Origin of the sequence: Alteromonas sp. MmMcT2-2, from assembly GCF_022348305.1 — a bacterium.
Classification (GTDB): Bacteria; Pseudomonadota; Gammaproteobacteria; order Enterobacterales; family Alteromonadaceae; genus Alteromonas; species Alteromonas macleodii.
In genome coordinates, this window is the sequence record NZ_JAKRFA010000004.1 from 131425 (window position 1) to 155177 (window position 23753).

General features: G+C 44.8%; 23 protein-coding genes and 1 tRNA gene. 14 read left to right on the forward strand and 10 right to left on the reverse strand.

Annotated features, from left to right (window positions below; translation table 11 throughout):
* Positions 1 to 124: 124 nt before the first annotated feature.
* On the reverse strand, positions 125 to 982 hold the full coding sequence (locus MHM99_RS04480) for a PHP domain-containing protein (RefSeq protein WP_239218337.1): 858 nt from the start codon (positions 980 to 982) through the stop codon (positions 125 to 127).
* Positions 983 to 1260: 278 nt separating this feature from the next.
* Here MHM99_RS04480 and MHM99_RS04485 point away from each other — a divergent pair, with 278 nt between their 5' ends.
* The 7 genes from MHM99_RS04485 to MHM99_RS04515 are packed head-to-tail and all read left to right on the forward strand — an operon-like array spanning position 1261 to position 8367.
* Positions 1261 to 2997 carry an anthranilate synthase component 1 gene (locus MHM99_RS04485; RefSeq protein ID WP_239218339.1) on the forward strand — a complete coding sequence of 579 codons (1737 nt, stop codon included), beginning with the start codon at positions 1261 to 1263 and terminating at the stop codon, positions 2995 to 2997.
* Positions 2994 to 3626 carry an aminodeoxychorismate/anthranilate synthase component II gene (locus MHM99_RS04490; RefSeq protein WP_061094664.1) on the forward strand — a complete coding sequence of 211 codons (633 nt, stop codon included), beginning with the start codon at positions 2994 to 2996 and terminating at the stop codon, positions 3624 to 3626. The genes MHM99_RS04485 and MHM99_RS04490 overlap by 4 nt, the downstream gene beginning before the upstream one ends.
* Positions 3619 to 4650 carry an anthranilate phosphoribosyltransferase gene (trpD, locus tag MHM99_RS04495; RefSeq protein ID WP_014948943.1) on the forward strand — a complete coding sequence of 344 codons (1032 nt, stop codon included), beginning with the start codon at positions 3619 to 3621 and terminating at the stop codon, positions 4648 to 4650. The genes MHM99_RS04490 and trpD overlap by 8 nt, the downstream gene beginning before the upstream one ends.
* Positions 4643 to 6052: a bifunctional indole-3-glycerol-phosphate synthase TrpC/phosphoribosylanthranilate isomerase TrpF gene (gene trpCF / locus MHM99_RS04500; RefSeq protein ID WP_239218341.1), complete on the forward strand. Its 1410-nt coding sequence runs from the start codon at positions 4643 to 4645 to the stop codon at positions 6050 to 6052. The genes trpD and trpCF overlap by 8 nt, the downstream gene beginning before the upstream one ends.
* Before the next feature lie 20 nt (positions 6053 to 6072).
* A complete protein-coding gene (trpB, locus tag MHM99_RS04505) occupies positions 6073 to 7254 on the forward strand; it encodes a tryptophan synthase subunit beta (protein ID WP_014976090.1) in 1182 nt (393 codons plus the stop codon).
* Complete coding sequence (trpA, locus tag MHM99_RS04510; protein ID WP_049586837.1) at positions 7254 to 8063, forward strand: tryptophan synthase subunit alpha; 810 nt, start codon at positions 7254 to 7256, stop codon at positions 8061 to 8063. The genes trpB and trpA overlap by 1 nt, the downstream gene beginning before the upstream one ends.
* 4 nt (positions 8064 to 8067) lie before the next feature.
* A complete protein-coding gene (locus MHM99_RS04515; protein ID WP_239218352.1) occupies positions 8068 to 8367 on the forward strand; it encodes a YciI family protein in 300 nt (99 codons plus the stop codon).
* A 388-nt stretch (positions 8368 to 8755) separates the two neighbouring features.
* Here the strand turns inward: MHM99_RS04515 and MHM99_RS04520 are convergent, their stop codons facing one another.
* Positions 8756 to 9220: a pyridoxamine 5'-phosphate oxidase family protein gene (locus tag MHM99_RS04520; RefSeq protein WP_239218354.1), complete on the reverse strand. Its 465-nt coding sequence runs from the start codon at positions 9218 to 9220 to the stop codon at positions 8756 to 8758.
* A gap of 648 nt (positions 9221 to 9868) precedes the next feature.
* Between MHM99_RS04520 and MHM99_RS04525 the strand changes: the two genes are divergently transcribed.
* The 3 genes from MHM99_RS04525 to MHM99_RS04535 are packed head-to-tail and all read left to right on the forward strand — an operon-like array spanning position 9869 to position 12142.
* The gene (locus tag MHM99_RS04525) at positions 9869 to 10138 is read left to right on the forward strand and encodes a PepSY domain-containing protein (RefSeq protein WP_014948937.1); all 270 of its coding nucleotides are present in this window, start codon (positions 9869 to 9871) and stop codon (positions 10136 to 10138) included.
* Position 10139: 1 nt separating this feature from the next.
* The gene (locus MHM99_RS04530) at positions 10140 to 10814 is read left to right on the forward strand and encodes a response regulator transcription factor (RefSeq protein ID WP_014948936.1); all 675 of its coding nucleotides are present in this window, start codon (positions 10140 to 10142) and stop codon (positions 10812 to 10814) included.
* Positions 10811 to 12142: an ATP-binding protein gene (locus MHM99_RS04535; RefSeq protein ID WP_049586843.1), complete on the forward strand. Its 1332-nt coding sequence runs from the start codon at positions 10811 to 10813 to the stop codon at positions 12140 to 12142. The genes MHM99_RS04530 and MHM99_RS04535 overlap by 4 nt, the downstream gene beginning before the upstream one ends.
* A 278-nt stretch (positions 12143 to 12420) precedes the next feature.
* Here the strand turns inward: MHM99_RS04535 and MHM99_RS04540 are convergent, their stop codons facing one another.
* Positions 12421 to 13461, reverse strand: coding sequence for an AI-2E family transporter (locus MHM99_RS04540; protein WP_049586845.1), 1041 nt, complete (start codon positions 13459 to 13461; stop codon positions 12421 to 12423).
* A gap of 73 nt (positions 13462 to 13534) precedes the next feature.
* On the opposite strand from MHM99_RS04540, the gene folX reads away from it, so the two are divergent.
* Both folX and MHM99_RS04550 read left to right on the forward strand, forming a co-directional pair.
* The gene (folX, locus tag MHM99_RS04545; RefSeq protein WP_012517852.1) at positions 13535 to 13903 is read left to right on the forward strand and encodes a dihydroneopterin triphosphate 2'-epimerase; all 369 of its coding nucleotides are present in this window, start codon (positions 13535 to 13537) and stop codon (positions 13901 to 13903) included.
* A gap of 23 nt (positions 13904 to 13926) precedes the next feature.
* A complete protein-coding gene (locus MHM99_RS04550; protein ID WP_239218356.1) occupies positions 13927 to 14823 on the forward strand; it encodes a TIGR01777 family oxidoreductase in 897 nt (298 codons plus the stop codon).
* A gap of 328 nt (positions 14824 to 15151) precedes the next feature.
* Here MHM99_RS04550 and MHM99_RS04555 read toward each other — a convergent pair whose 3' ends face one another.
* Together MHM99_RS04555 and MHM99_RS04560 are read right to left on the reverse strand one after the other, a co-directional pair.
* On the reverse strand, positions 15152 to 17674 hold the full coding sequence (locus tag MHM99_RS04555; RefSeq protein ID WP_239218358.1) for an FtsX-like permease family protein: 2523 nt from the start codon (positions 17672 to 17674) through the stop codon (positions 15152 to 15154).
* Positions 17675 to 18373: an ABC transporter ATP-binding protein gene (locus MHM99_RS04560; RefSeq protein WP_039225748.1), complete on the reverse strand. Its 699-nt coding sequence runs from the start codon at positions 18371 to 18373 to the stop codon at positions 17675 to 17677. It lies immediately after the preceding gene.
* A 16-nt stretch (positions 18374 to 18389) separates the two neighbouring features.
* Here MHM99_RS04560 and MHM99_RS04565 point away from each other — a divergent pair, with 16 nt between their 5' ends.
* Together MHM99_RS04565 and MHM99_RS04570 are read left to right on the forward strand one after the other, a co-directional pair.
* Positions 18390 to 19046, forward strand: a complete 657-nt coding sequence (locus MHM99_RS04565) for an arylesterase (protein ID WP_239218360.1) — start codon at positions 18390 to 18392, stop codon at positions 19044 to 19046.
* 515 nt (positions 19047 to 19561) lie between these two features.
* The gene (locus MHM99_RS04570) at positions 19562 to 20536 is read left to right on the forward strand and encodes a transposase (RefSeq protein ID WP_239218362.1); all 975 of its coding nucleotides are present in this window, start codon (positions 19562 to 19564) and stop codon (positions 20534 to 20536) included.
* A gap of 29 nt (positions 20537 to 20565) precedes the next feature.
* Here MHM99_RS04570 and dusC read toward each other — a convergent pair whose 3' ends face one another.
* From dusC to MHM99_RS04595, 5 genes are all read right to left on the reverse strand, one after another.
* Entirely contained in the window at positions 20566 to 21504 is a 939-nt protein-coding gene (gene dusC, locus MHM99_RS04575; protein WP_239218364.1) for a tRNA dihydrouridine(16) synthase DusC, read from the reverse strand.
* Between the two features lie 271 nt (positions 21505 to 21775).
* A complete protein-coding gene (locus MHM99_RS04580; RefSeq protein ID WP_239218366.1) occupies positions 21776 to 21964 on the reverse strand; it encodes a DUF1289 domain-containing protein in 189 nt (62 codons plus the stop codon).
* Entirely contained in the window at positions 21961 to 22182 is a 222-nt protein-coding gene (locus tag MHM99_RS04585; RefSeq protein WP_014948926.1) for a hypothetical protein, read from the reverse strand. The genes MHM99_RS04580 and MHM99_RS04585 overlap by 4 nt, the downstream gene beginning before the upstream one ends.
* A 59-nt stretch (positions 22183 to 22241) precedes the next feature.
* Positions 22242 to 23147, reverse strand: coding sequence for a M14 family metallocarboxypeptidase (locus tag MHM99_RS04590; protein ID WP_239218368.1), 906 nt, complete (start codon positions 23145 to 23147; stop codon positions 22242 to 22244).
* Between the two features lie 348 nt (positions 23148 to 23495).
* Positions 23496 to 23571 (reverse strand) — tRNA-Glu (locus MHM99_RS04595).
* Between the last annotated feature and the right edge of the window lie 182 nt (positions 23572 to 23753).

Here is a 23753-nt window from a genome sequence, read left to right on the forward strand (position 1 = left end):
CGCTTTTAAGCTTTTTACCAACCAACTCTCGGCATTTTAATTAGCTTTAGCGCTCATCAACCGTACGTGAACCATTTGCCTTACCTTGCCCATTTATACCGAGAGCGTTGCAAATTAGATTTCCTTAGCTCTCGGCCATCTGCCCTTCAAATTGTTTCCAATTATGCCATACGGGTGTGAGCTTACTGCTAATGCCTAAGTTCTTACCCAACTCTGTCCAACGAGACGGAAAGTGAAAATCAGAGCCCGCCGATGCTAACAACTGATGGGTTTGCGCAAGCTCATTAATAAGCTCTTGTTTGGTTTTATTGATACCTGGAAATGCGGTTTCAATGGCGTCACCACCGGCTTGTTCGAACAAGGCCACTAAGCGCCGTAGCCACTTCGCTGTCATATCATAATGAGCGGGATGAGCCAGTACAGCTTGTCCACCTGCATCGTGGATCCACTCGATAGCCGTTTCAATACTTGGCCACTCTGCTTTAACCGCCGCGCGTTTGCCTTTTCCTAAATACTTTTTAAACGCGGCGTCCATACTGGGCACACCGTAGTTGTTTACCAATACTCGCGCAAAGTGAGCCCGCGTTACTTGTCCAACGCCAGCTAGCGCTTTTGCTCGCGCTAAAACACCTTCAAACCCACACTTTTCGAGCTTATCAGCAATTTTTTCAGCCCGGGCTTCACGAGTTTGAGACTGGCCTTGCAGCCGCTCAAGAAACGTTGGGCAGTGTCTGTCCACATTTAATCCAACTATATGGATATCGAAACTGTGCCAAGTGGTGGAAATTTCAACACCATCGATAATGGTTAATGCACGTTTTTGCTTCGATTGAGTGGCGTGTGCTTCTTCTAAACCGGCAACGGTATCGTGGTCGGTTACGGCAAGCGCATCCACCTGCATGGTGTGCGCGCGAAGGATTAATTCTTCTGGCGTTAGGTGGCCATCAGAGAATTTTGTATGACTGTGTAGATCTATTTTCAATGTCTTATGCAAATTTTAGGTTGACACAAACGGCAATTTGTTTTCTTCTATACACACAAAGTATACGTACTAACCGCTTCAAATCCTATTGAAGTTTGGAAAAACAACGAGTAATTCATGCATTCATACAATATTTCAACAGCAATGACAGTTGCAGCTTGGTGGTGGCACTCCCTAACTTAACGGGCGGTGTGCACTGTAGTGCGTGAATGAATACACATAAAGGCCCGTTTATACGGGCCTTTTTTTTGTCTTTTTGCAGTTGGAGAGTAGCAAAAATGAGTTTAGCGGAACTGGGGATTTCTCCAGGTAAGGTAGAGACAATTGAGCAGGTGGGACACTATGTCGATGATCCACTTGCCGCGTTTGCCCACCTTTGTGGCAATAAAAATAACGCACTGCTATTAGAGTCGGCAGAAATTGATTCTAAAGACGATTTACAAAGCTTGTTAATGGTTGACGCAGCACTGCGCATGGAATGCCGGGGCAACCGCGTTGAAGTGAAAGCACTGACAGGCAACGGCGCTTCAGTGTTACCTTTATTTGTTGACCACGCCCCTGACGGCCTACACATCAAAGAAAGGACAGACACTTCAATTACGTTGGTGTGTGATGAAGCTGACGGTGAACTTGACGAAGACAGCCGCTTAAAGGCCGCAAGCGTAATGGACGCGCTTCGCATTGTTATCAATAAGATAACGCCAATCCGCCAACATCCCCACGCGGTTTTCTTAGGCGGTGTATTTGCCTACGACATGCTAGCAGGCTTTGAAAAATTACCCGATGTTGCAGAAGGTGAAAATGACTGTCCAGACTTTGTGTTTTACTTGGCAGAGACCTTAATTACCGTTGACCACCAAACCCGCGAGACACATTTAATTGGCAGTGTTTTTAGCGGACAAGACGTTGCCCAGCAATACTTTGCCATTGCTCAGCGCTTAGAAGCAATTCATCAGCAGCTACACGATATGCCCGCTGAACCAGTGCTAGTAGGTGCAAATACAGCAAAGATTGCTGATGTAGAAAGTGAAGCACAAAGCGGACAGTCACTCGCTTCCGACTCAGAAAGCCCAAACGAAACCGAAAACGGACAGTCACTTTCTTCTTTTGACCCAAGCGTTGAAGTTAGCGTTGATTTAAGCGATGAACAGTTCTGCAACCATGTGCTGGACTTAAAACAGCACATTTTAGCAGGCGACATTTTTCAGGTTGTGCCCTCGCGCACATTCTCTCTCCCCTGCCCGTCGCCGCTACTTGCTTACGCTAAACTTAAAGAATCAAACCCAAGCCCTTACATGTTTTACATGCAAGATGCCGCTTTCAGCATATTTGGTGCCTCTCCTGAATCAGCGCTTAAATACGAAAGAGAAAGCAATCAAGTAGAAATCTACCCTATCGCCGGTACCCGTCCACGCGGCAAACGCCCTGATGGCAGTATCGACAGAGATTTAGACAGCCGTATTGAGCTTAACCTTCGCGAAGACACCAAAGAAAAGTCTGAGCACATTATGCTGGTTGACCTTGCCCGAAACGATGTTGCAAAAGTGAGTCGCCCAGGTACGCGCTATGTGAAAGACTTACTAAAAGTTGACCGTTACTCTCACGTGATGCACTTGGTGTCGCGCGTGGTTGGCCAGCTACGTGACGACTTAGATCCACTGCACGCTTATCAAGCCTGCATGAACATGGGCACCCTGGTTGGCGCACCAAAAGTAAGCGCAGCGACGTTAATTCGCGAAGTAGAGAAAAAACGCCGCGGCAGTTATGGCGGCGCGGTTGGCTATTTGAATGGTCAAGGCGATATGGACACTTGTATTGTCATTCGTTCAGCGTTTGTGAAAAACGGCACGGCTTATATTCAAGCGGGTGCAGGTGTAGTATATGACTCGGTTCCACAAGCTGAAGCTGATGAAACCCGCGCTAAGGCACAAGCGGTAATTGGTGCAGTAAAAGCAGCGCTACAAGAAGAAGCTGAAAGTATCAACGTTGCATTAAATGAAGGAGGCAACGCATGAATCAGCAAGTGACCACCCTATTTTTGCTCGACAATGTAGACTCTTTTACCTACAACCTTGTGGACGAACTGCGCACCTTAAATCTAGACATTAAAGTCTATCGCAACACGGTTTCAGCAAATGCCTTGTTTGAAAGAATGCAGGAACAAGCAACGAAAGGCCCTGTGCTTCTTATGTTGTCGCCAGGCCCAGGCGCACCAAGTGGAGCTGGCTGTATGCCTGAGCTACTTAAAAAAGTACACGGCGTGTTCCCCGTAATTGGTATTTGTTTAGGCCATCAAGCTATTGTTGAGCATTACGGCGGCACCGTAGGTCGCGCCAGCCAAGTTATGCACGGCAAATCTTCTGCCATTACTCATTCTGAAGATGCTATGTTCAAAGGCTTACAGCAGCCCTTACATGTCGCACGCTACCACTCTTTAGTGGCACATTCATTGCCTGAAAACCTTACTGTTTGCGCATCTACAATAAACGATGACGGCAGTGAGGCCGTAATGGCAGTTTACAATAGCGAAGATCGCATGTTGGGTTACCAATTTCACCCAGAATCTATTTTAACAGCCCACGGCAGTTTGCTGTTAAAGCAAAGTATTGACTATTTAACGTTACAGGGAGCGAACCATGCTTAACGCAGGCCCTCTACTAGAACAAATTATGTTGCGAGAATCACTGTCGCAAACCGAGGCATACAGCTTGTTTAACAGCATCATGCACGGTGAGCAAAGCGAGGTGATGATTGCTTCAGTGCTGACTGCGCTGAAGATGAAAAAAGAATCTCCCAGCGAAATTGCGGGTGCCGCGAGTGCCATGGTTGCCAATGCACTGCCCTTTCCCACACCGTCTTATGAGTTTGCAGATATCGTTGGTACAGGCGGAGATGGCCACAACACCATTAATATTTCCAGTGCAGCCGGTGTAGTTGCCGCATCTTGTGGCGTGAAGGTGGCGAAACACGGTAATCGCAGTGTATCGAGTAAGTCTGGCTCTGCTGATTTGTTTCGCCAGTTTGGTCTTAATTTAGAAATTAGCCCAGAAACATCCCGCAAGTGCTTAGATGAAGCAAATTTCACATTTCTTTTTGCACCGGTTTATCACGCCGGTATGCGCCACGCAGCCCCCGTGCGCGCTGCGATGAAGACCAGAACCTTATTTAATATACTGGGGCCGCTGGCAAACCCGGCGGGTCCAACTCACGGCGTTTTCGGCGTATACTCGCCTGAACTGCTTGAACCTTACGCAAAAACCCTTATGCTGCTTGGCCAACACCGCGCAATGATAGTGCATGGCGATGGCTTGGATGAACTGGCACTTCACGGCGAATCAATGATTTACGACCTTGAGCATGGCGATATTCGCAAGCTTACCGTTACCGCCGAAGACTTCGGTTTACCTCATTATCCTCTTTCTGCGATTGAGGGCGGTGAACCTGAAGAAAACAGACAATTTGTTGAAGCAGCGTTAAACGGCGAAGGTAAAGAGGCGCACCGTGCCGCTATCGCCATGAACTGCGGGGCACTGTTGAAAGTAACCGGCAAAGCCTCAACCTTCAAAGAAGGGGCTGAAATGGCGATGAACGCTATGGCCGAAGGGTTACCCATGCAGTTATTAACGAAGGTTGCCAAAATTACTCAGGAGGTAAGCACGAATGGCTAATGTGCTTGAGAAAATTGTTGCAGACAAACGAGAAGAAGTGGCCGCACGCAAAGATGCACTGCCGCTGGAAAGCTTCAAGGCGAATCTAGTTCCTTCCGAAAAGAGTTTATTTGCCGCACTTAGTGAGCCAAACGCAGGCTTTATCTTCGAATGCAAAAAAGCATCGCCTTCAAAAGGCCTAATTCGAGAGCATTTCGATTTAGACGAGATCTTAGCGGCTTACACGCCTTATGCTGACGGTATTTCTGTGCTGACAGACGAGAAGTACTTCCAAGGTAAATTTGAGTACTTAGCTTATGTTACTGAGCGTGTTGCTCAGCCTGTGCTTAACAAAGATTTCTTCGTTGATACCTATCAAGTGTATCTAGCCCGTCACTATAATGCCGACGCAGTGCTATTAATGCTTAGTGTGCTAAATGATGACGAATATCGCGAGTTGGCAAGCGTTGCCAATGCTCTGTCATTAGACATTCTTACCGAAGTAAGTAATGAAGAAGAAATGGAGCGCGCTATTGCCCTTGAAGCCAAAATTATTGGTATCAATAATCGCAACTTACGCGACCTTTCTACCGATTTAGCCACAACCGAACGCCTTGTGCCCATGCTAGAAAAAGCTACGCACGACTACGTGGTTATTTCAGAGTCGGGCATATACACACACCAAGATGTGCTTCGTTTAGCGCCTGTATCCCAAGGCTTTTTGGTGGGCAGTGCGTTAATGGCAGAGTCTGACCTACCGCGCGCTGTGAAAACGTTAGTGAATGGTGCAGTTAAAGTGTGCGGACTTACCACCCCCGTACAAGCGCAAATGGCGTTTGATAAAGGCGCTAGCTTTGGCGGGCTTATCTTCGCTGGAAAATCGCCACGCTATGTGAGCGAAGCACAGGCTTTGACTATAACGCAGAGCATAGACGGTGCTTTTGTTGGTGTGTTCGTTAATCACGACATTGATGAAGTGGCATCACTCGCTGCTTCGCTCAACCTTTTTGCCGTGCAGCTTCACGGCAGCGAAGATGACACCTACATTTCAGCGCTTGCTGCCAAGCTTCCGGAAGGTTGTGAAATTTGGAAAGTCGAAGGTGTTAAAGCAACCTCTTCTGGCGCACTACCAGACGCAGTGGACAGACACTTAAAAAATAGCCTTGTAAGCCGCGTTCTTCTGGATTGCCAAGTGGGTGATGCCAAAGGCGGTACAGGCGAAGCGTTCAATTGGCAGCTATTAAACGATATCGAAGCGAAGCATAAGTTAGTGCTTGCTGGCGGCATTAACGCCCAGAATGTTGCAGAAGCTATTGCAACCGGCTGTGGTGCTATTGATGTGAATTCAGGCGTAGAAAACGCCCCAGGCGTGAAAAGCGAAGAAAAACTCGACGCGCTTTTTGCTATTTGCCGCCGTTACTAATTTAAATACAGGACAACGTAATGAACCAGTTAGATACAAAATTTGGTGAATTTGGTGGCATGTACGTGCCCGAGCTACTTATTCCAGCACTAGACCAACTGGAAAAAGCATTCTTGGATGCCAAGGACGACCCAACATTTAACGAAGAGTTTTTATCTCTGTTAAAAGATTATGCCGGTCGCCCCACATCAATGACGTTAACTCGCAATCTAGTAAGTAACCCGAAGGTAAAATTATACCTAAAGCGTGAAGACTTGCTTCACGGTGGCGCACACAAAACTAACCAGGTGTTGGGCCAAGCGCTACTTACTAAGCGCATGGGTAAAAAAGAAGTTATCGCCGAAACTGGCGCGGGTCAGCACGGTGTTGCAACCGCGTTAGCATGTGCGTTGTTGGGGCTTAAAGCGCGTATTTATATGGGTGCGAAAGACGTTGAACGCCAAGCGCCAAACGTGTTCCGTATGAAGCTGATGGGCGCAGAGGTTATTCCTGTAAACGCAGGCTCAGGTACGCTCAAAGATGCCGTAAACGAAGCCATGCGCGACTGGTCAGCAAACTATGATAAAGCGCACTATTTGTTAGGCACAGCCGCGGGCCCTCACCCGTTCCCGACTATTGTTCGTGAATATCACCGCATGATTGGCGAAGAGACTCGCGCACAAATTATGGAAAAAGAAGGTCGCTTACCTGACGCAGTAGTGGCATGTGTGGGCGGAGGCTCAAATGCTATCGGTATGTTTGCAGACTTTATTGATGAGCCATCTGTACGCCTAGTTGGCGTTGAGCCTGCGGGTAAAGGTGTGCACACCAAAGAGCACGGCGCAACTATCGTGACGGGTACAAAAGGTATTCTTCACGGCGCATACACCTTCATTATGCAAGACAAAGAAGGCCAGATTGAAGAGAGCTACTCAGTATCTGCTGGTCTGGACTACCCTGCTGTTGGCCCTCAGCATGCTTATCTTCACGACATTGGCCGAGCGGAATACGTGGCCGCCACCGACGAAGAAGCGCTGAACGCATTCCAATTGCTTGCAAGAAAAGAAGGTATTATTCCTGCCCTTGAATCGTCGCATGCCTTAGCGCACGCGCTTAATATGGCAGATGAAGCGGAAGAAGAAACCATCATCGTAGTTAACTTATCAGGTCGTGGCGACAAAGATTTAGCGCACGTTATCAACATTTTAGGGGACGATTTATAATGGATAGATATGCACAGATGTTTGCCGGCCTTGATGAAAAGAACCAAGGCGCTTTCGTACCTTTTGTAATGGTAGGTGACCCCGATTTAGCGCAATCTGAAGCCATTATTTGCCAGCTAGTAGAAAGCGGTGCTGACGCACTTGAGTTAGGTATACCTTACTCTGACCCCATTGCTGATGGCCCCACAATACAAGCTTCAGCCATTCGCGCGTTAAATAATAAGGTGACGGTAGCAGATTGCTTGGGTGTTATTTCACGTGTTCGCGCAAAATATCCTAATGTGCCTATCGGCTTGCTACTGTACAGCAACTTAGTAATGGCCCAAGGCATCGAAAATTTTTACAATAAAGCGCAAGAGGCAGGCGTTGACTCAATCTTGGTCGCTGACGTTCCTATTCGCGAAGCGGCACCTTTTCAAAAAGCAGCCGAAGCCACTGGCATTTCACAAATTCTGATTGCACCACCTAATGCTACTGACGAAACCATGGAAAAAATCGGGGAATACTCGAAAGGGTACACGTATTTACTGGGTCGTGCGGGCGTTACTGGCGCAGAAACTGCCGCAAACGTGCCTGCTTCAGAGCTTATTGAGCGCTTGAATAAGCACAAAGCAGCACCAGCATTGTTAGGTTTTGGTATTTCTACACCGGAACAGGTTAAATCTGCTATTGACGCAGGTGCCGCTGGCGCAATTTCAGGCTCGGCGACAGTGAATATTATCGCTGCCAATTTATCGGACAGTCACAAAATGCTAAGCGAGCTCGGCAGCTTTGTTGAAAGCATGAAAGCAGCTACGGCAAAAGGATAAGCGTATGCTATATATGATTTGTGCAACCGATGTGGCGGACAGTTTAGAAAAACGCCTAGCGGCGCGCCCTGCTCACCTTGAACGTTTGAATGCATTAAAAGATGCGGGCCGTTTAGTCATGGCAGGCCCTTTCCCTGCTGTTGATAGCCCAGATCCTGGCCCAGCCGGCTTTACCGGCTCTCTAGTGGTAGCAGAGTTTGATTCGCTAGAAGCTGCTCAAGTATGGGCAGACGCCGACCCGTACATCGAAGCTGGTGTTTATGAAAGTGTTGTAGTTAAACCTTACAAAAAGGTTTTGCCTTAGATTTTGAGCTAAGCGTTATATCGTAATTAATGTTAAATAGCGAAAGCCCCTTGAGACCGAAAAGTTCCGGTTTTAAGGGGCTTTTTTGTTGCTTCAACAATAATGAAGCTAACACTTATTTATCGAACTAGTGTGGACAGACACTCACTTGCTAGACTAACGAGGACACACACTCGTCAACTAGTGTGGACAGTCACTCATTTACTAAACTAATGAGGACACACACTCGTAATTATTTGCCAAGCTTCATACTGTTGATAATGGACAGTCACTTAATAATCAGCCAACAATCGTAATAAACAATCCCTTGTGGACAGACACTCGCTCCTCTAAGTATGTGTCCCAGCGCCTCGAAGCTTCGTCATAAAATTGGCCCATAATACTGCGTTTAAAGATCGACCTTTTCGTGTTCACCCATCTCTTCTGGCTTTACGGTTTTACCAGTAAGCACTTTAAACATGCCTTTGAGTGAAGGGTCTGCATCCCACACTTCTGCATCTATAAGTTCGAAGCGAAGCATTAATAAAGAAGGATCATCTCTACCTTTCTCGAACCATGCTTCTACTGGATTAGACCAGTATTTATCAATCACCTCTTTACGTGATTCAACAGTGAGATTGCCTCGGATACAAGCAAATACATCATGACCTTTGGATGCAAAATGAACCATGGCTTTTCCACCTTTAGCAATGCGGTTGTCTCGACTAGTGTAAAACCAAAACTCGCTATCAGCGTCTTTATCAAGTTGGGCGTACATAGGCTCGGCATGCATATCCTCGCCTACCAGACTTACCATTACTTTTGGACTATCTGACATTGCTTTCCACATTGTTTTCTTAATATCGCTAGACATAGCTCCTCCTTGTTGAAAATAAGTGTCTGTCCGACGTTACTATTGAATTGAGCAGTTGAACTAAACGCCTTATTTTAATTTTATTGATTCATATGAAGCTTATGCCTCGCACGTGGCATGCCAAAAAAGTCAATATCATCCCGCTCAGCTGCCAAAAGAGTTATTGAGAAACGTAAGCTCTTCACTACACACTAGTTAGGTACAGCTTTGGACACACACTCATACATCCATATGAGCGTTGTGAACTAATTTACAAAAACCGTGGACAGTCATTCGTTTGCACAATAAACATTGGTCCCCCTTAATAACAATCAACAAAGTGGACAGACACTTTTTCAAAGTAGGAGTAAAGATTACTCAATATGACTTACTAACGAGAGCACTTAAATATATGCGTCACTTTGAAGCTTAGAAATAGACTTGTGGACAGACACTCTCATTTTGACTTCCGGCCTCTTAGCAACTAAGTGTCTGTCCACAATAATTGCTCATTCACAATATTTGCTCTTTCGTAAATGCCATTTACTTAAGGCTTATATACAGCTTTTGCTCCGCAAGGTAGACTAAACCCAGTTCAGAATCGGTTCAGTTAACCAAGTTATACTTATCTGTAGTTTGGCCTGAGTGGGATAATAATTGTGAGGTTGTATGAAATTATCGCTTCGTGTTGCAGTAGTTTGTTTAGTGTTAGCTTTGTCTAACACAGCGCCAGCTTTGGCGTTTCAAGACTCTGGCGGCGATATATCAAAAAGCGAAGCTGCTGAGCGTGCTCGCGTTGCTGTAAATGGACGCGTCTTAAAAGTTGAACAGACCTCAAAAAACTACCGGGTAAAAGTACTTAAAAAGTCAGGGCGAGTAGTATCAGTAGATGTAGACAAACGCTCAGGCAAGGTAAAAACAAATAAAGATAAGGACTAACATGCGTATCCTCGTAGCCGAAGACGATAGCAGATTATTAACCCAGCTTGATGCGCTCCTTCAGCAAAATGGCTATAGCGTAGACCTCGCAGATAATGGTGAGCACGCGCTTTTTCTCATTAAAGAATATAGCTATGACCTGGCTATCGTCGACATCGGCATGCCAAAGCTAGACGGATTTGAGGTTATACGAAAAGCCCGTCAAGCTGATATTTCCTGCCCTATACTCATTTTAACTGCTAGAGATAGGTGGCAAGAGAAAGTGGAAGGCCTTGATGCCGGAGCCGATGACTACCTCACCAAACCCTTTCATAACGAAGAGTTACTTGCTCGAACAAAAGCACTAATTCGACGAGCTTCAGGACAAGCGAACCCAACCATTCAGTTCGGCCCTATCTCACTGGATACCGTTAGTGAAGAACTATCGTTAAACGGTCAAGCTCTGGATCTAACAGCTTACGAATACAAAGTCATGGAGTACCTTATGCTTAACCCGCAAAAGGTCATCTCAAAAACAGAGCTAACCGAGCACATTTATGACCAAGATTTCGATTTAGATAGTAATGTCATAGAGGTTTTCGTTGGAAGACTGCGGAAAAAGCTGGACCCGACCGGTGAGTTAAAGCCAATCGAAACCCTTCGAGGTAGAGGCTATAGGATAAATAGAAGTTTATGAGGCAATTGTCGCTACGTCTTCGGAGTATCTTTCTAGCGATTGTTCTTCTAGCGTTATTTGCGCCGTTTACTGTTGTCATTTTAGACGAGGCATATACTGATAGCCTTACGCAAGCCAAGATGAGTGAGCTTAGGTTGATGAACTTAGGTCTGTTATCGGCTTTCGAGTTAGATGGCGACCTGCCCTATATGCCTGAAATTTTATACGAAGAGCAGTTAAACCTTCCGGGATCAGGTTATCTTGGCGTGATTGTGTTTCGAGACGAAGTAATTTGGCAGTCAGCCTCAGCTCTTGAATATACCTTTGCACCACCTGAGATAGACGTTGCAGTCGGTAACGAGTTATTTTTGGATTCTCATACACCTAAGTTTGAAGAAGATTCCGAGTTTTTTGTATACGCCTTTACTGCGGAATTTGCTTCAAGTAGAGACTTCGAGCCTGTTCGGTTTTATATATTTAACAATAAAGCACTTTTTGAAGCAGAGCGGAATACGTTCTTAGACACGACGTGGCAGTGGATTTTCACGCTCTGTATAGCGCTCCTAATTTTTATTATTATCGGGATTAGCCTAGTACTTCTTCCTGTTAGAAAGTTAATTGACGAAATTTCACAAGCCTCAAGTGGACATAAACGCCAGTTAGAATCACGCTATCCCGTTGAATTCGATTCCTTAAAGCAATCCATTAATGGTTTGCTTCAAACTGAGGCCGCCCAAAGGGCGAGATATAAAAACAGTTTAGGAGACTTAGCACATAGCTTAAAAACGCCTTTGGCAGTAGCATCGGGCACTAGCGATTTACCTACTGAGGTAAACGAAGCATTACAGCAAATTGACCGAATCATTAAACGCCAGCTGAAAAGAGCGAGTGCTGGAAAATCTGGCTGGCAACACGCTATCGATATATTACCCGTTTTGCACAAGCTTGCCGATGCGATGGATAAGGTCTACCAAGATAAAGCCCTTACCATTGAGTTAGAAATGGATGAGGACACTCAGTTTAAAGGGGACGAGACCGACTTCATGGAACTTTGTGGCAACCTTTTAGACAATGCATGCAAGGCAGCGAACAATAGAATTATCGTATCAGTGACGAAAAGTGATGGTGGGCTAACAATTAAAGTAGAAGACGACGGCCCTGGTATTCCTGACGACAAAAAGGTGCTTTTGTTAGAGCGAGGAACTCGACTTGATACCTATACCGAGGGCCACGGAATAGGCATGGCGTTGGCGGCCGATTTGGTTTCAATCTACGAAGGTAGAATGCTCATCGAGGACAGTTCGCTTGGCGGTGCTCGTATCGTTATTCAATTTCCCAATCACGAATAGTGCTTTAAAAAGTACAACGAAGTTTGTGCATGACCGTTAAATCCTCGAGCTTTCAATTGCTCTAGTATGAAAGTGGACAGACACTTGAGTTCCTACAAAAGTTGGGGCGTATGGAAAGTGGACAGACACTTAATCTTACACAAAAGTTTGGGGGACTGACACATTCTCAATTGACTGTTTAGCTAGAGGCCAATAAGAGATTTTTTTAAATCGATTGAGTGTCTGTCCACTATCGACTTTCACAAACAAGTGTCTGTCCACTTTCTACTTCCACTAAGTTACGACACAGACTTCTCACCTTCACTCGATAACAGCACCGCAAGCCACTTGCTCTCCTCGCGAGACTCTAGAGCTATCTTTACCACCATGGTTAACGGAACTGATAGCAACATTCCAACGGTGCCTAACAGCCACCCCCAAAATATTAGCGAAAGGAATACCACAAGTGTAGAAAGCCCCATGCCTTTACCCATCAATCTGGGTTCCACCATATTTCCCATGATGGTATTAACAAGCACAAAGCCAAGCGCTGCGAAACCTGCTGAGGCAGGGCCAAGTTGAACAAAGGCTATCAATACTGCGGGCACAGCAGCGATAATTGAGCCAATGTTAGGAATAAAGTTGAGCATGAAAGCCAACACAGCCCAAAGCATGAAATGATCTACCCCCATCACATACAGCCAAACCCCAATAATCAAACCGGTCCCTAAACTAACCACAGTTTTTATCGCTAAGTAACTGTTCACAGAACGAATAAATCTGTCGATATGCTTTAGTTTCATTCCAGGATCAGCAAGGGCAATATGCAACCGGCGGGGAATACTGTCTGCTTCAAAAAGCATGAAAATGACAGTAAGAAGAATAAGAAAGAGGTTTGAAAGTACGCCGCCCATTCCGCTGATGAAATTTGTTGCTACAGACATAGCCGTTGCTGGATCAAGGTGCGAAGCGATTAACTCTCTATTGATGTGAATATTAAATTCAGCCAATTTGGACACAACCCAGGCAAACTCTGTATCAAGCTTACTTCTGTATTCTGGCAAATTTTCTCGAAACTCGGTCATAGACTGGCCAACTAAGCCAGCTAAAAGAAAACCAAAAACAACGATAAGCAGTATAACAAAAGTTATAGAGAGCCATTTAGGCACGCCAAATTTCGAAGTCCAACGTATTATTGGGCTACACGCGATCGCTATAAAAATAGAGAGAAAAAACGGTACCATGATCGTACTGGCGGCTTTAATACCAGCCATTACCACTACTAAACATGCTAGAACGATTAGAATTTTTGCTGTTGGCGAGCGTAGTTCCATTGACATTTTGTGCTACATTCCTGACTGAAACGACAACACTTTACAACGACTTATAAACAACTACAAACAAGAGACTTCAATGAACTTTAATCTTGCCACTATTAAAATTAAAAACTTAAGACTACGCACTTACATTGGCATCAATGAAGATGAAATAAAAAACAAGCAGGACGTTGTTGTTAACGTGAAAATTGATTACGACGCTGAAAAAGCGACGAACACCGATGATATGAGTGATGCGCTTAACTATAAAACGATTACAAAGGCAATCATCAAGCTTGTAGAAGACAACCGCTTCTCTCTTCTGGAAAAACTTACCGCCGATGTGCTAAGCATTGCCGCAGAACATTCTTCGGTGCGCTACGCTGAAGTTGAGGTCGATAAGCCACATGCTCTCAGATTTTCTGATTCCGTGTCCCTGACACTATCTTGCAATAAGACGGGATAGGGTCATACCTCGAGGAGCTAATTGTGAACATTCTTTTGACCGGTGGAACAGGGCTGATAGGAAGCGAATTTATTCGTCAATATTCTCGAGAACATGAATTCACGGTGATTTCTCGCGACGCTGAAAAAGCAAAGAGCAAATTGGGGGATAACGTCAAAATCGTCGAGAACGTTTCTTCGATAGAAAATTTTGAAAGTTTCGACGCAGTAATTAATTTAGCCGGTGAGCCTATCGCCGATAAGCGCTGGACAGACACTCAAAAGAAAATAATTTGCGATAGTCGCTGGGACATCACTTCTGAGCTAGTCTCAAAAATAAATAGCTGTGATACGCCTCCGTCCGTTTTCTTATCGGGCTCTGCGATTGGTTACTACGGCAATCAAGGAGACAAGCTTGTAACTGAAGAAACTCCTCCCCATAACGAGTTCACCCATGAACTGTGTGCTAAATGGGAGGCCATCGCCCAAAGTGTAGATCAAGCTAAGACACGTGTCGTAACGCTTCGAACTGGTGTAGTTCTCACCGAAAAAGGTGGCGCACTAGGGAAAATGGCACTACCGTTTAAATTGGGGGCCGGAGGTACACTTGGGAGTGGAGTTCAGTATTTAGCCTGGATCCACCTACAAGATATGGTGCGTGCTATCTCCTTCTTGCTCGAGAATAGTGCATGTTCTGGTGCATTTAATTTAACGGCACCGGAGCCTGTCACGAACAAGGAGTTCTCTAAAGCGCTCGCAAAATCACTTAACCGGCCTTGCCTGTTCAATGTCCCGGGCTTTGTTATGAAAGTAGCCATGGGCGAATCATCGACCATGATACTTGAGGGGCAAAGAGTCATTCCTCAAAAGCTTACTACCGCCGGCTTCAGTTTTGAATTCCCTTCTATCGACGAGGCGCTAAGAGAAATATATCGCGCATAGTTGAATTACAGAAATTCGTTATGTCCCTCGTGGACAGTCACTTGAATTGCTAAGCAAGTGACTGTCCACATTTATTGCACAACATTATCGCAAGGCACTTTGCTTAGTCACATACCTCAAAAACTTCTATTTACTCTCAAACCAGAGTACTTCTTAAACTCTTCGCAAAAACCACTCTTTCGTAATTAGCGAACTTTGCTGTGAAATGCACAGTGGACAGACACTCATTTGAATTGAGTGACTGTCCACTGCCCTTAATCTAAACGGTACTCAACCGAGTGTCTGTCCGTTTTGTATTAAAGCGCATTTTAAACTAACACAACAATACCTAAACCATATTCCGCAGCATCTGACTGGTATTAAGTGTAAGCAAACGCCAGCATCCAAACGCACCTAATATGCCTACAACGACAGCGCCAACGCTTGGCGCTATTGCCCAGTATTCTGGGTGTAAGCTTGCTTCCATTTGGAATACAGAGGTTTGAAGTAAATAAAGGCTCAACTCATTGGCCATTGCTGCCATAAAGCCTGCTACTACACCAATAATAACAAACTCAAAAATAACACTTTTTCTTATCAACGCACCCTTTGCACCGAGTGTTCGAAGTATGGCTATTTCCTGTCTGCGTTCATCCATGCTCGCCTGTACTTGTGCAATCAATACCAGACTGCCCGCTAACAATACGAGCACCAAAATAAATTCAACGGCAACAGACACCTGATCCACAATCTCTCGCAATTGATTAATTCGAGCATCAACGTCGAACATAGTTATTGATGCAAACGGCTTAAGTAAGTTAGTTAGCTCTGCCTTTCTCTCGGTAGGAAGGTAGAAACTAGTAATATAAGTTGGACTAAATGCCGCCATTGCCTCAGGGTGAATAACGAAGAAAAAGTTAGGCTGCATAGTCTGCCAATTCACAGTACGAATACTCGTTACTTTCGTTTCGACAATCTCGCTTCCCACATTGAAAGTAAGCCGATCGCCCATTTTAATGTTCAACCTTTCTGCAACGCCTTCTTCAACGGACACCGGGAACCATCCTTCGCTGTATTGTTTATCCTCATCGCCATGCCAGTTCCCATCAATGACCTCGTTTTCTTTTTGAAGCGTGTTGCTCCACGTTAGGTTTGCTTCTCTGCCTAAACCTCTTCGGCCTTCTCGATTCGGCTCATCTTCTTTAGAAACCTCGGTGTTTACCCCTTCTCCATTTACCGAAACAAATCGGCCTCGAATGACAGGATAAAACTCTTCAATTTTTACGCCATTGTCAGCGAAGTGTCTGTCCAACTCGGGTTGAATATCCGGCGTAATGTTAATTAAGAAGTAATTCGGTGTACCTTCTGGCAGTTGCGAGCGCCATTGCGAAACCATATCGTTGCGCATTACCAGCACCACTAAAAGCAACATAATGGTGACGGAAAAGCTAATAAGCTGCACGCTGTTGTCCATTGCACGTCGCTTAATACGTGCCCATGCCAACTGCCACGCCCCCATTCTTCCACTGCCCAGCTTGCGACCTACTGCAATTAAGATATACGTAGCACCAAGTAATCCGAGCACCAACGCAGCGCCGGAAACGAAAAGAATAGCGCTAATTTTTAAATCGCGGCTATACATCCACATCAATAAAAATATCGCACCACCTGATGCCACGAACTGAATGCTTCTGGAACGTAAATTCGCTGATATGTCCTTTCTTAATACGCGAAGCGGGGGAACTGAAAATAGCTGCAAAAGCGGATATAAGGAAAAGAGCAATGCACACGTAGCGCCTGTAGCAACGGCAATTAAAAGTGGTCGCCAATGCCACACGTCAAGAGATACATCCACTCTGTCCGCTACAAGTGAAACCACCACTTGCTGACCGATAAAACCAATAACAAGGCCGATAAATATACCAAGCCCAGTAATGAATAAAATTTGGAATAAATAGACTTTTCGGATAGTGCTGCTTGTTGCCCCCAAGGTCTTCATTATTGCTACGGGATCAAAGTGACGTTGAGCATAACGCTGAGCAGCAACGGCAATGGAAACGGCCGCTAGTACTATTGCTAACAAACTCGCTAACAGAAAATAGCGCTCAGCACTTGCGACAGAGCGCCCTATCGCTGACTCGTCATCTTCGACTGTCCGCCACGAGTGTAAGTCGTCATTTAATTGGGGCAATAACCAAGTATTGAAGTTTTCTATATCACCCGCATCACCGGCAAAAAAGCCCACATAACGAGCGCGACTCCCTGGCCCGGTTATCGCAGTTTTTTCCAAGTCGTTTAAGTTAATTAGCGCAATAGGGTCAGTATTAAACACGCTAAAACCAGCATCGGGAATATCTACCAATACATGGGTAACGGTAAAAGTGCCATCACCAATATCGATGCTATCGCCAATAGAAAGCCCCAAGCTCTGAAAAAGCCGAGACTGTACCCATGCTTCGCCAGATTGTGGCAACTCTGCAGTATTGCGTTTTTCTCCAAAAGGCTGGTCAGTAATATTGACCGTCCCTTTCAGTGGATAAGCGTCATTCACGGCTCGTAAATCAACAAGCGACATCTCGTCGCCTTTAAATACCATTGAACGTGTTGCTACCTGCTTTGCCGTCGCAAGGCCCTCTTCTCGGGCTCTAGCTAACCACTCCTCGTTTATAGGGTCGTCTGAACGAAGTTGCGCATCTGCTGCAATGAAAGCCGCAGAGCGAGCCTTTAGTGCGCCCTGTAAACGCTCGCTAAAAAGTGACAACGACAATACGGCTGCCACAGAAAGCACAATGGCCAGCAATATGATGGTCAGTTCACCACGTCTAGCTTCATGCTTGAAAAGCCGCCAAGCTAAATTAAAAGACGTCGACATCTAAACCGCCTCTTTCTTATTCATTGTGTTCGCGCCAGTTGTTTCAACTAATTCGCCAGCATTCATAGTGAGTTGCCTGTCACAATGTTCCGCAAGCTCGTTATCATGAGTTACGAGTACGAGAGTTGTGCCTTTTTCTCTATTCATCTCGAACAACAGCGCTTCGATTTTTTCACTATTTTTGGCGTCTAGGTTGCCGGTAGGCTCATCGGCGAAAAGTATTTTGGGAGAGGTAATAAATGCTCGCGCTATGGCAACACGCTGTTGCTCGCCCCCCGACAACTGATTAGGGAAGTGATGTGCGCGATGTTTCAATCCGACTTGCTCTAGAATATCCAAAGCTAGTGCCTTTGGGTTATCAAGCCCTGCAATTTCTGCAGGTAGCATCACATTTTCTAAGGCAGTTAAGCTTTGAACTAACATAAAGCTCTGAAAAATAAAGCCTACTTTATTTCCTCTTAAAATCGCGCGCTCTTCTTCATTCATGCTGTGAAGAGCTTCGCCATCTAAGAAAATTTCCCCTTCTGTAACTTGGTCAAGCCCTGCCAACAAGCCCAAAAGGGTTGACTTACCCGAGCCTGATGCGCCAATAATGGCAACGGACTCACCAGACTTGACTTCAAAAGAAATAGGACGAAGGATCTGCAGTGAACCTTCACTCGTATCCACTACTTTGGTTACAGCATTAGCTTTTATCATAAGAGGTCATCAATTCGTGTTTGTTAAATTTCGTTATTTGTTCGCTTTTTTACTTATTCTTTTAATACCCTTTCAAGCGCTATCAGATCAAGCCGAGCAGAGCGACACAAGCGAAAATGCGGTTTTACTTATCTTAGGTGACAGTTTATCCGCGGCTTATGGATTACAGCAACATGAGGGTTGGGTCAGTTTGTTACAAAAGATGTGGCAAGACGACAACATTCCGATTGATATTGTAAATGCTGCGGTAAGCGGAGAGACCACTGACGGTGGTTTAGCGCGATTTCCCCGTTTATTAGAGCAACACAACCCTACCCATGTATTGATTGAACTGGGCGGTAATGACGGCCTTCAGGGCCATAATATCGGTAAGATTAGGGATAATTTAGATTCGCTGGTAAGTGTTGCAAAGGAGAGTAATGTCGTCGTGTTTCTGCAAGAAATGCAAATTCCTTCTAATTATGGCAAGCGCTACACGCAGATGTTTACGCAAAACTTCAATAAAGTAGCGGAAGCTCAGGACGTTCAAAAAATCCCCTTTTTCCTTGAAGAAATAGCGCTAAATAAGGACTTAATGCAAAACGATGGTATTCATCCCAATGCTGAGGCACAGCCTTTTATCGCTAATTTTATGGACAGACACTTAAGAAGTTTAATTCTTGGCGCTCAATAATTGTGCTAATCTTATTAAATGATTTTTCAAATGCGAGGTTTGTTTATGGACGTTTCTTTTGTTAATTCGTCACCCGTTTCCACAGTTTTAGAGTCGCCACAACGACCTACGCAACAGGTTGAGCCCCGTAATGTGCAAGAAAGTCGCGAGACTCAGCCTCAGAGCACACAGCAGACCTCAAGCACTAACGATGGGCGTGTGGGTTCTAGAGTTGATGTATATGTTTAAATTCCCTCTTATTGAAAACTGTTAGGGACAGACACTCGCTAAATAAGAGTGTCTGTCCTTTTTTCTTTTAGTCTATTTGACGCAACGATAGATTTTTATCCGTTGTGAAGCTCGAGTGTCTGTCCACGATTTTCAGTTCTATTTATCCAACTTAGACTGATACTCACAATGAGATTTAACTTAATGAGCTCTCATTTGAATTAACCGTCGCTAAAACTGTCCCAAAGACCACTTAAAATTGACGCCGTAAATATCATAATGTCAATAAATAACTATGGGATACGGATATGCCTCTACCTCGTTACAAGCAAATAAATACTGATGTTACACCTTATTACCACTGCATTTCTCGCTGCGTAAGGCAATCTTACCTTTGTGGTCGCGATGCCCGCACTGGCATAAACTATGAGCATAGAAGAAAGTGGATTCAAGACAGGCTCCATAAGCTTTCTCAAGCTTTTGCCATCGACTTATGCGCCTACGCTGTTATGCACAACCACATTCATGTGGTATTGCATATAGCAAAAGGCAGAGCTGAAGGCTGGACGATGGATGAGGTCTTGCTTCGGTGGAGGATGTTTTATAAATGCCCGCCCGTAGTGCAGCGATATTTAGAAAATATTGATTCTTTAACGTTAGATGAGCTAGCAGAATTAAAATCACTATCTGTTATATATCGAGAGCGACTTCAAAGCATCAGCTGGTTTATGCGTATGCTCAATGAATATATTGCTCGAAGAGCAAATAAAGAGGATGAATGTAAAGGCTATTTCTGGGAAAGAAGGTTCAAGTCACAAGCTATACTCGATGAGAAAGCACTGGCCAGTGTAATGGCTTACGTCGATTTAAATCCCATTCGAGCAAAAATAGCAACGACGCTAGGCAACTCTCACCATACTAGTATTCAATATCGCTTGAATGCTAAACGCTCGAACAAAATGCCTAAGTTTTTGATGCCCTTTAGCGATAGTCACCACAAGAACACCGTGACATTGCCTTTCGCATTTACCGATTATTTGCAGCTTATCACTGATACGATGAATGCGGAGAGTAATAACGATACCTGTAAAGTCCCAAAGCTTCCTAACCGCTTGCTAAGTAAGCTTGGAATGACAAAAGAGAACTGGCAGCTAGTAACTAGTAATTTTGAAACACTTTTTACTGGGCCTGTCGGTTGTCCCGAGGTGATGGAGAATTTCGCCAGATGCTGCCAAAGAGCATGTCGTCCAAACGTTGCAAATGCCCAAAGGTATCTGTCGTGAACCTCTAACGCCATTGCAAAAGTACTTGGCTAAATATCGGCTTGGCGTGCAAGCACATCAACAATGTCCTGAGATTTCGTTAGGCGCCTTATGTCGTTGAACAGAACTTCAGCTTCAGGGTATTGTCTTTTCAGATAGCCGCACCATTGCTTAATTCGGTTGGGGTAATATTTGCCCTTATCACCAAAAATTTCGTAGCCAGAGTACTGAATCAGCAAAGCAGCCAGTTCAGACCATGGCATAGGTGCTACACCCTCTTTAATACTCAGCGCCAAATTAGGCATTGCCAATGCACCTCGTCCAATCATAAGGTTAGTACACTCTGATTGGTTCTGACAACGCTGAGCGTCTTCAGCGTTCCAAATTTCACCATTTGCGACAAGTGGAATATCGGTGTGTTGTTTTATCTTCGCTATCCAATCCCAATAAGCCGGTGGTTTATACCCCTCCGTTTTGGTGCGCGCATGAACAACGAGCTCAGAAGCGCCCGCTTCAGTGATAGCTATAGCATTCTCGATAGCTAAAGATTTGTCTTCAAAACCTAGTCTGATTTTGGCTGAAACTGGGATTTCTGCAGGAACAGCATTCCTTACAGCTTTCACAATGTCATAAAGGGTTTGGGTTTCTTTCAACAAAACCGCCCCGCCCTTACTTTTATTAACTGTTTTGGCAGGGCAACCAAAATTTAGGTCAACACCAGGAGAGCCCAGCTCTATTGCTGTTTGTGCATTCTCTGCAAGCCACTGTGGATGTTGTCCTAATAATTGAACTCGGACAGGCACACCTGCCGGAGTTTTGCCATCATTACGAAGCTCAGGGCAAAGTCTATAAAACGTTTTCCTTGGTAATTTTTGATCGACCACTCTTACAAATTCAGTAACGCACTGATCGAAACCACCCACGCGAGTGAGCATATCTCTCATTAAGTGGTCGACAACGCCCTCCATAGGGGCAAGCATTACTTTCATTGCAAAAATCTCAGTTTAATAGAACATAAAATCGGCGCGGGAGTTTAGCAAAAAGCACTTATATCAGCCAGGCTTTGATGCTTAGTTTTTCAACTTCTGTGACTGTCTATTTAAGGTGGTTTTAAATTGCAGCTGTTTAAATTTAGTAAGTGTCTGTCCGCTAGACACTTTAATTCATGTGGGAGTGATGCTGACTTCTAATTTTATACGAATAGAAAAGCTTGTGTGTCTGTCCGTTCGTAGAGAGTTTTGATAGAAGTCCGCACTTAGCCTATTTACGAGGCTGTGACTGGGTAGCGGCTTCCTTTTCTAAATTTTCAAGGCGAGTGAATACGGTCTTCTTTTGATTATCGGTGTATGTCCGCCAATTAATGATTTCTTCAATCGTACGTTTACACCCAATGCAAATGTCTTCTTCAGTTAGTTTGCACAAGGCTACACATGGGGAAATTAAGTTCATAAAGCTTCTGTTTTATCCAGACCGTCTTTTTTACTCTGTACTCGCGAAGCTGCGATAGCTGCCATTGTAGTTTCTGATAGCTCTTTATTGGACCACAAACAGACATGACAACCAAAGCGCGATTCAAGATATGAGGAAAACTCAGTGTCTGTCCCACAGTCATACCTCACTAAATTTTGCTTTTTACCGTCGTAAATAACCGCAGAATAAGTAAACACAAAGAGCCTCCTAAAAAAGAGGCTCAAATATACATCTAGACGTCTAAACGTTCAAGCGTCTAATTCAAATAATCGAGTGCAGCGCAAATTGCGGCCACCTGAGCATCATTGCAATTCTCGGGTGTCGCATTATCGCTATCGGGATAGACTTCTGTGGTTGTGACGTACTTAGCATCTGTCATACCTCCACAAAGGTACAACGACTTCTTGTCATAGCAAATTACACCTTCACTCACCACATCTGCACCTATAATCTTTCCGTTTTCATCGGCCGGTGCGATATGCGTTACTTTTTTCACAGCCTCAATAACTGCTTTTTGAAACTCTATTTGGGGGCTTGGAGTATTAGCAACCGTATAGAAACCATCTGGAATGTTCCAGTTATCATGGCTCACCCCATCCCGTGCAGCTAGTGCTGGTCTAAACTCACTATTGTCCGTTTCTGTCGTTTCATGCAAATCAATATGAAGCGTAAGAGATAACGCTAAATCAGATACTAATTGCATAAGCTGAGCAGACTCTGGTGCAGGAGAATCACTGTAAAACGAGCGATTCGGATCTAATGCCATTGGGTTCCATCGATTTATCGACTCGTATCCCCAGGGACTTACACATGGCACCACAACTATATTTACTTGCTCTGCGTACTGAGCCAACTTTGTTTCAATAAATTGAAGCGCTCCTTGCACACCACTAGTTTCGTAGCCGTGAACACCGCCTGTAACGAGTGCAGACGTCTTTTCAGCGTCAAAACTCTTGGGAATTACAGCATATAGTGGGTAACGCGCTGTATCATAAGGAAGTGCGCCATACTGCTTTAACTCAAAGCCTTCAGGGATAATGTTGAAGAGTTTATTAAGTACTTCTTCCTGATAACTTCTTTTCACAGTCTGCTGTGCTTTCCATTGGGCTTTTTCTTCTTCGCCCCACGGCTCACCAGGAGTTCCAATTGGATAATTCTGCATATAACACCTCTTTTGTATTTTTTAGATCATAACAGTTCAACAAGCTCACGTATCTATCACACAAAAGTTTCTTAAAGGGTTGTGACATGAGTTCTTTACGCATTGAACCTCTGAAAAGTACTTGCGCGAAGGTGTTGACGCCTCTTTTGTAAGAATTGCAAATTCCGATGAAAATGATCGGTGTATGTCTAGGTAGATGGTTTAAAGAGGGAAAGAAGAGTGTCTGTCCACTGAAGCTTTCTTAAAATGGCTTTGCATCTATTTGCTTACAGATTTAATTGCAGTGTCTGTCCACAAAGTTTTAAGCCAGAAACAAAAAAACCAGCCGAATGGCTGGTTTTTTCGATATGGCGTCCCCTAGGGGATTCGAACCCCTGTTACCGCCGTGAAAGGGCGGTGTCCTAGGCCTCTAGACGAAGGGGACTGAAAATCTTCTTTCGAAAGCACCGCTTTCGAGATTTTCAGTAAAGCGAAGTGAGCTAGCGAACTGAGCGACCTTTCCTTACTGAAACTTTCAGTCAGAAGTTGAATAATCAACTCCAGCCTATTTCACAGTTTTAATCGACTGTGACGCGATAAAATGGCGTCCCCTAGGGGATTCGAACC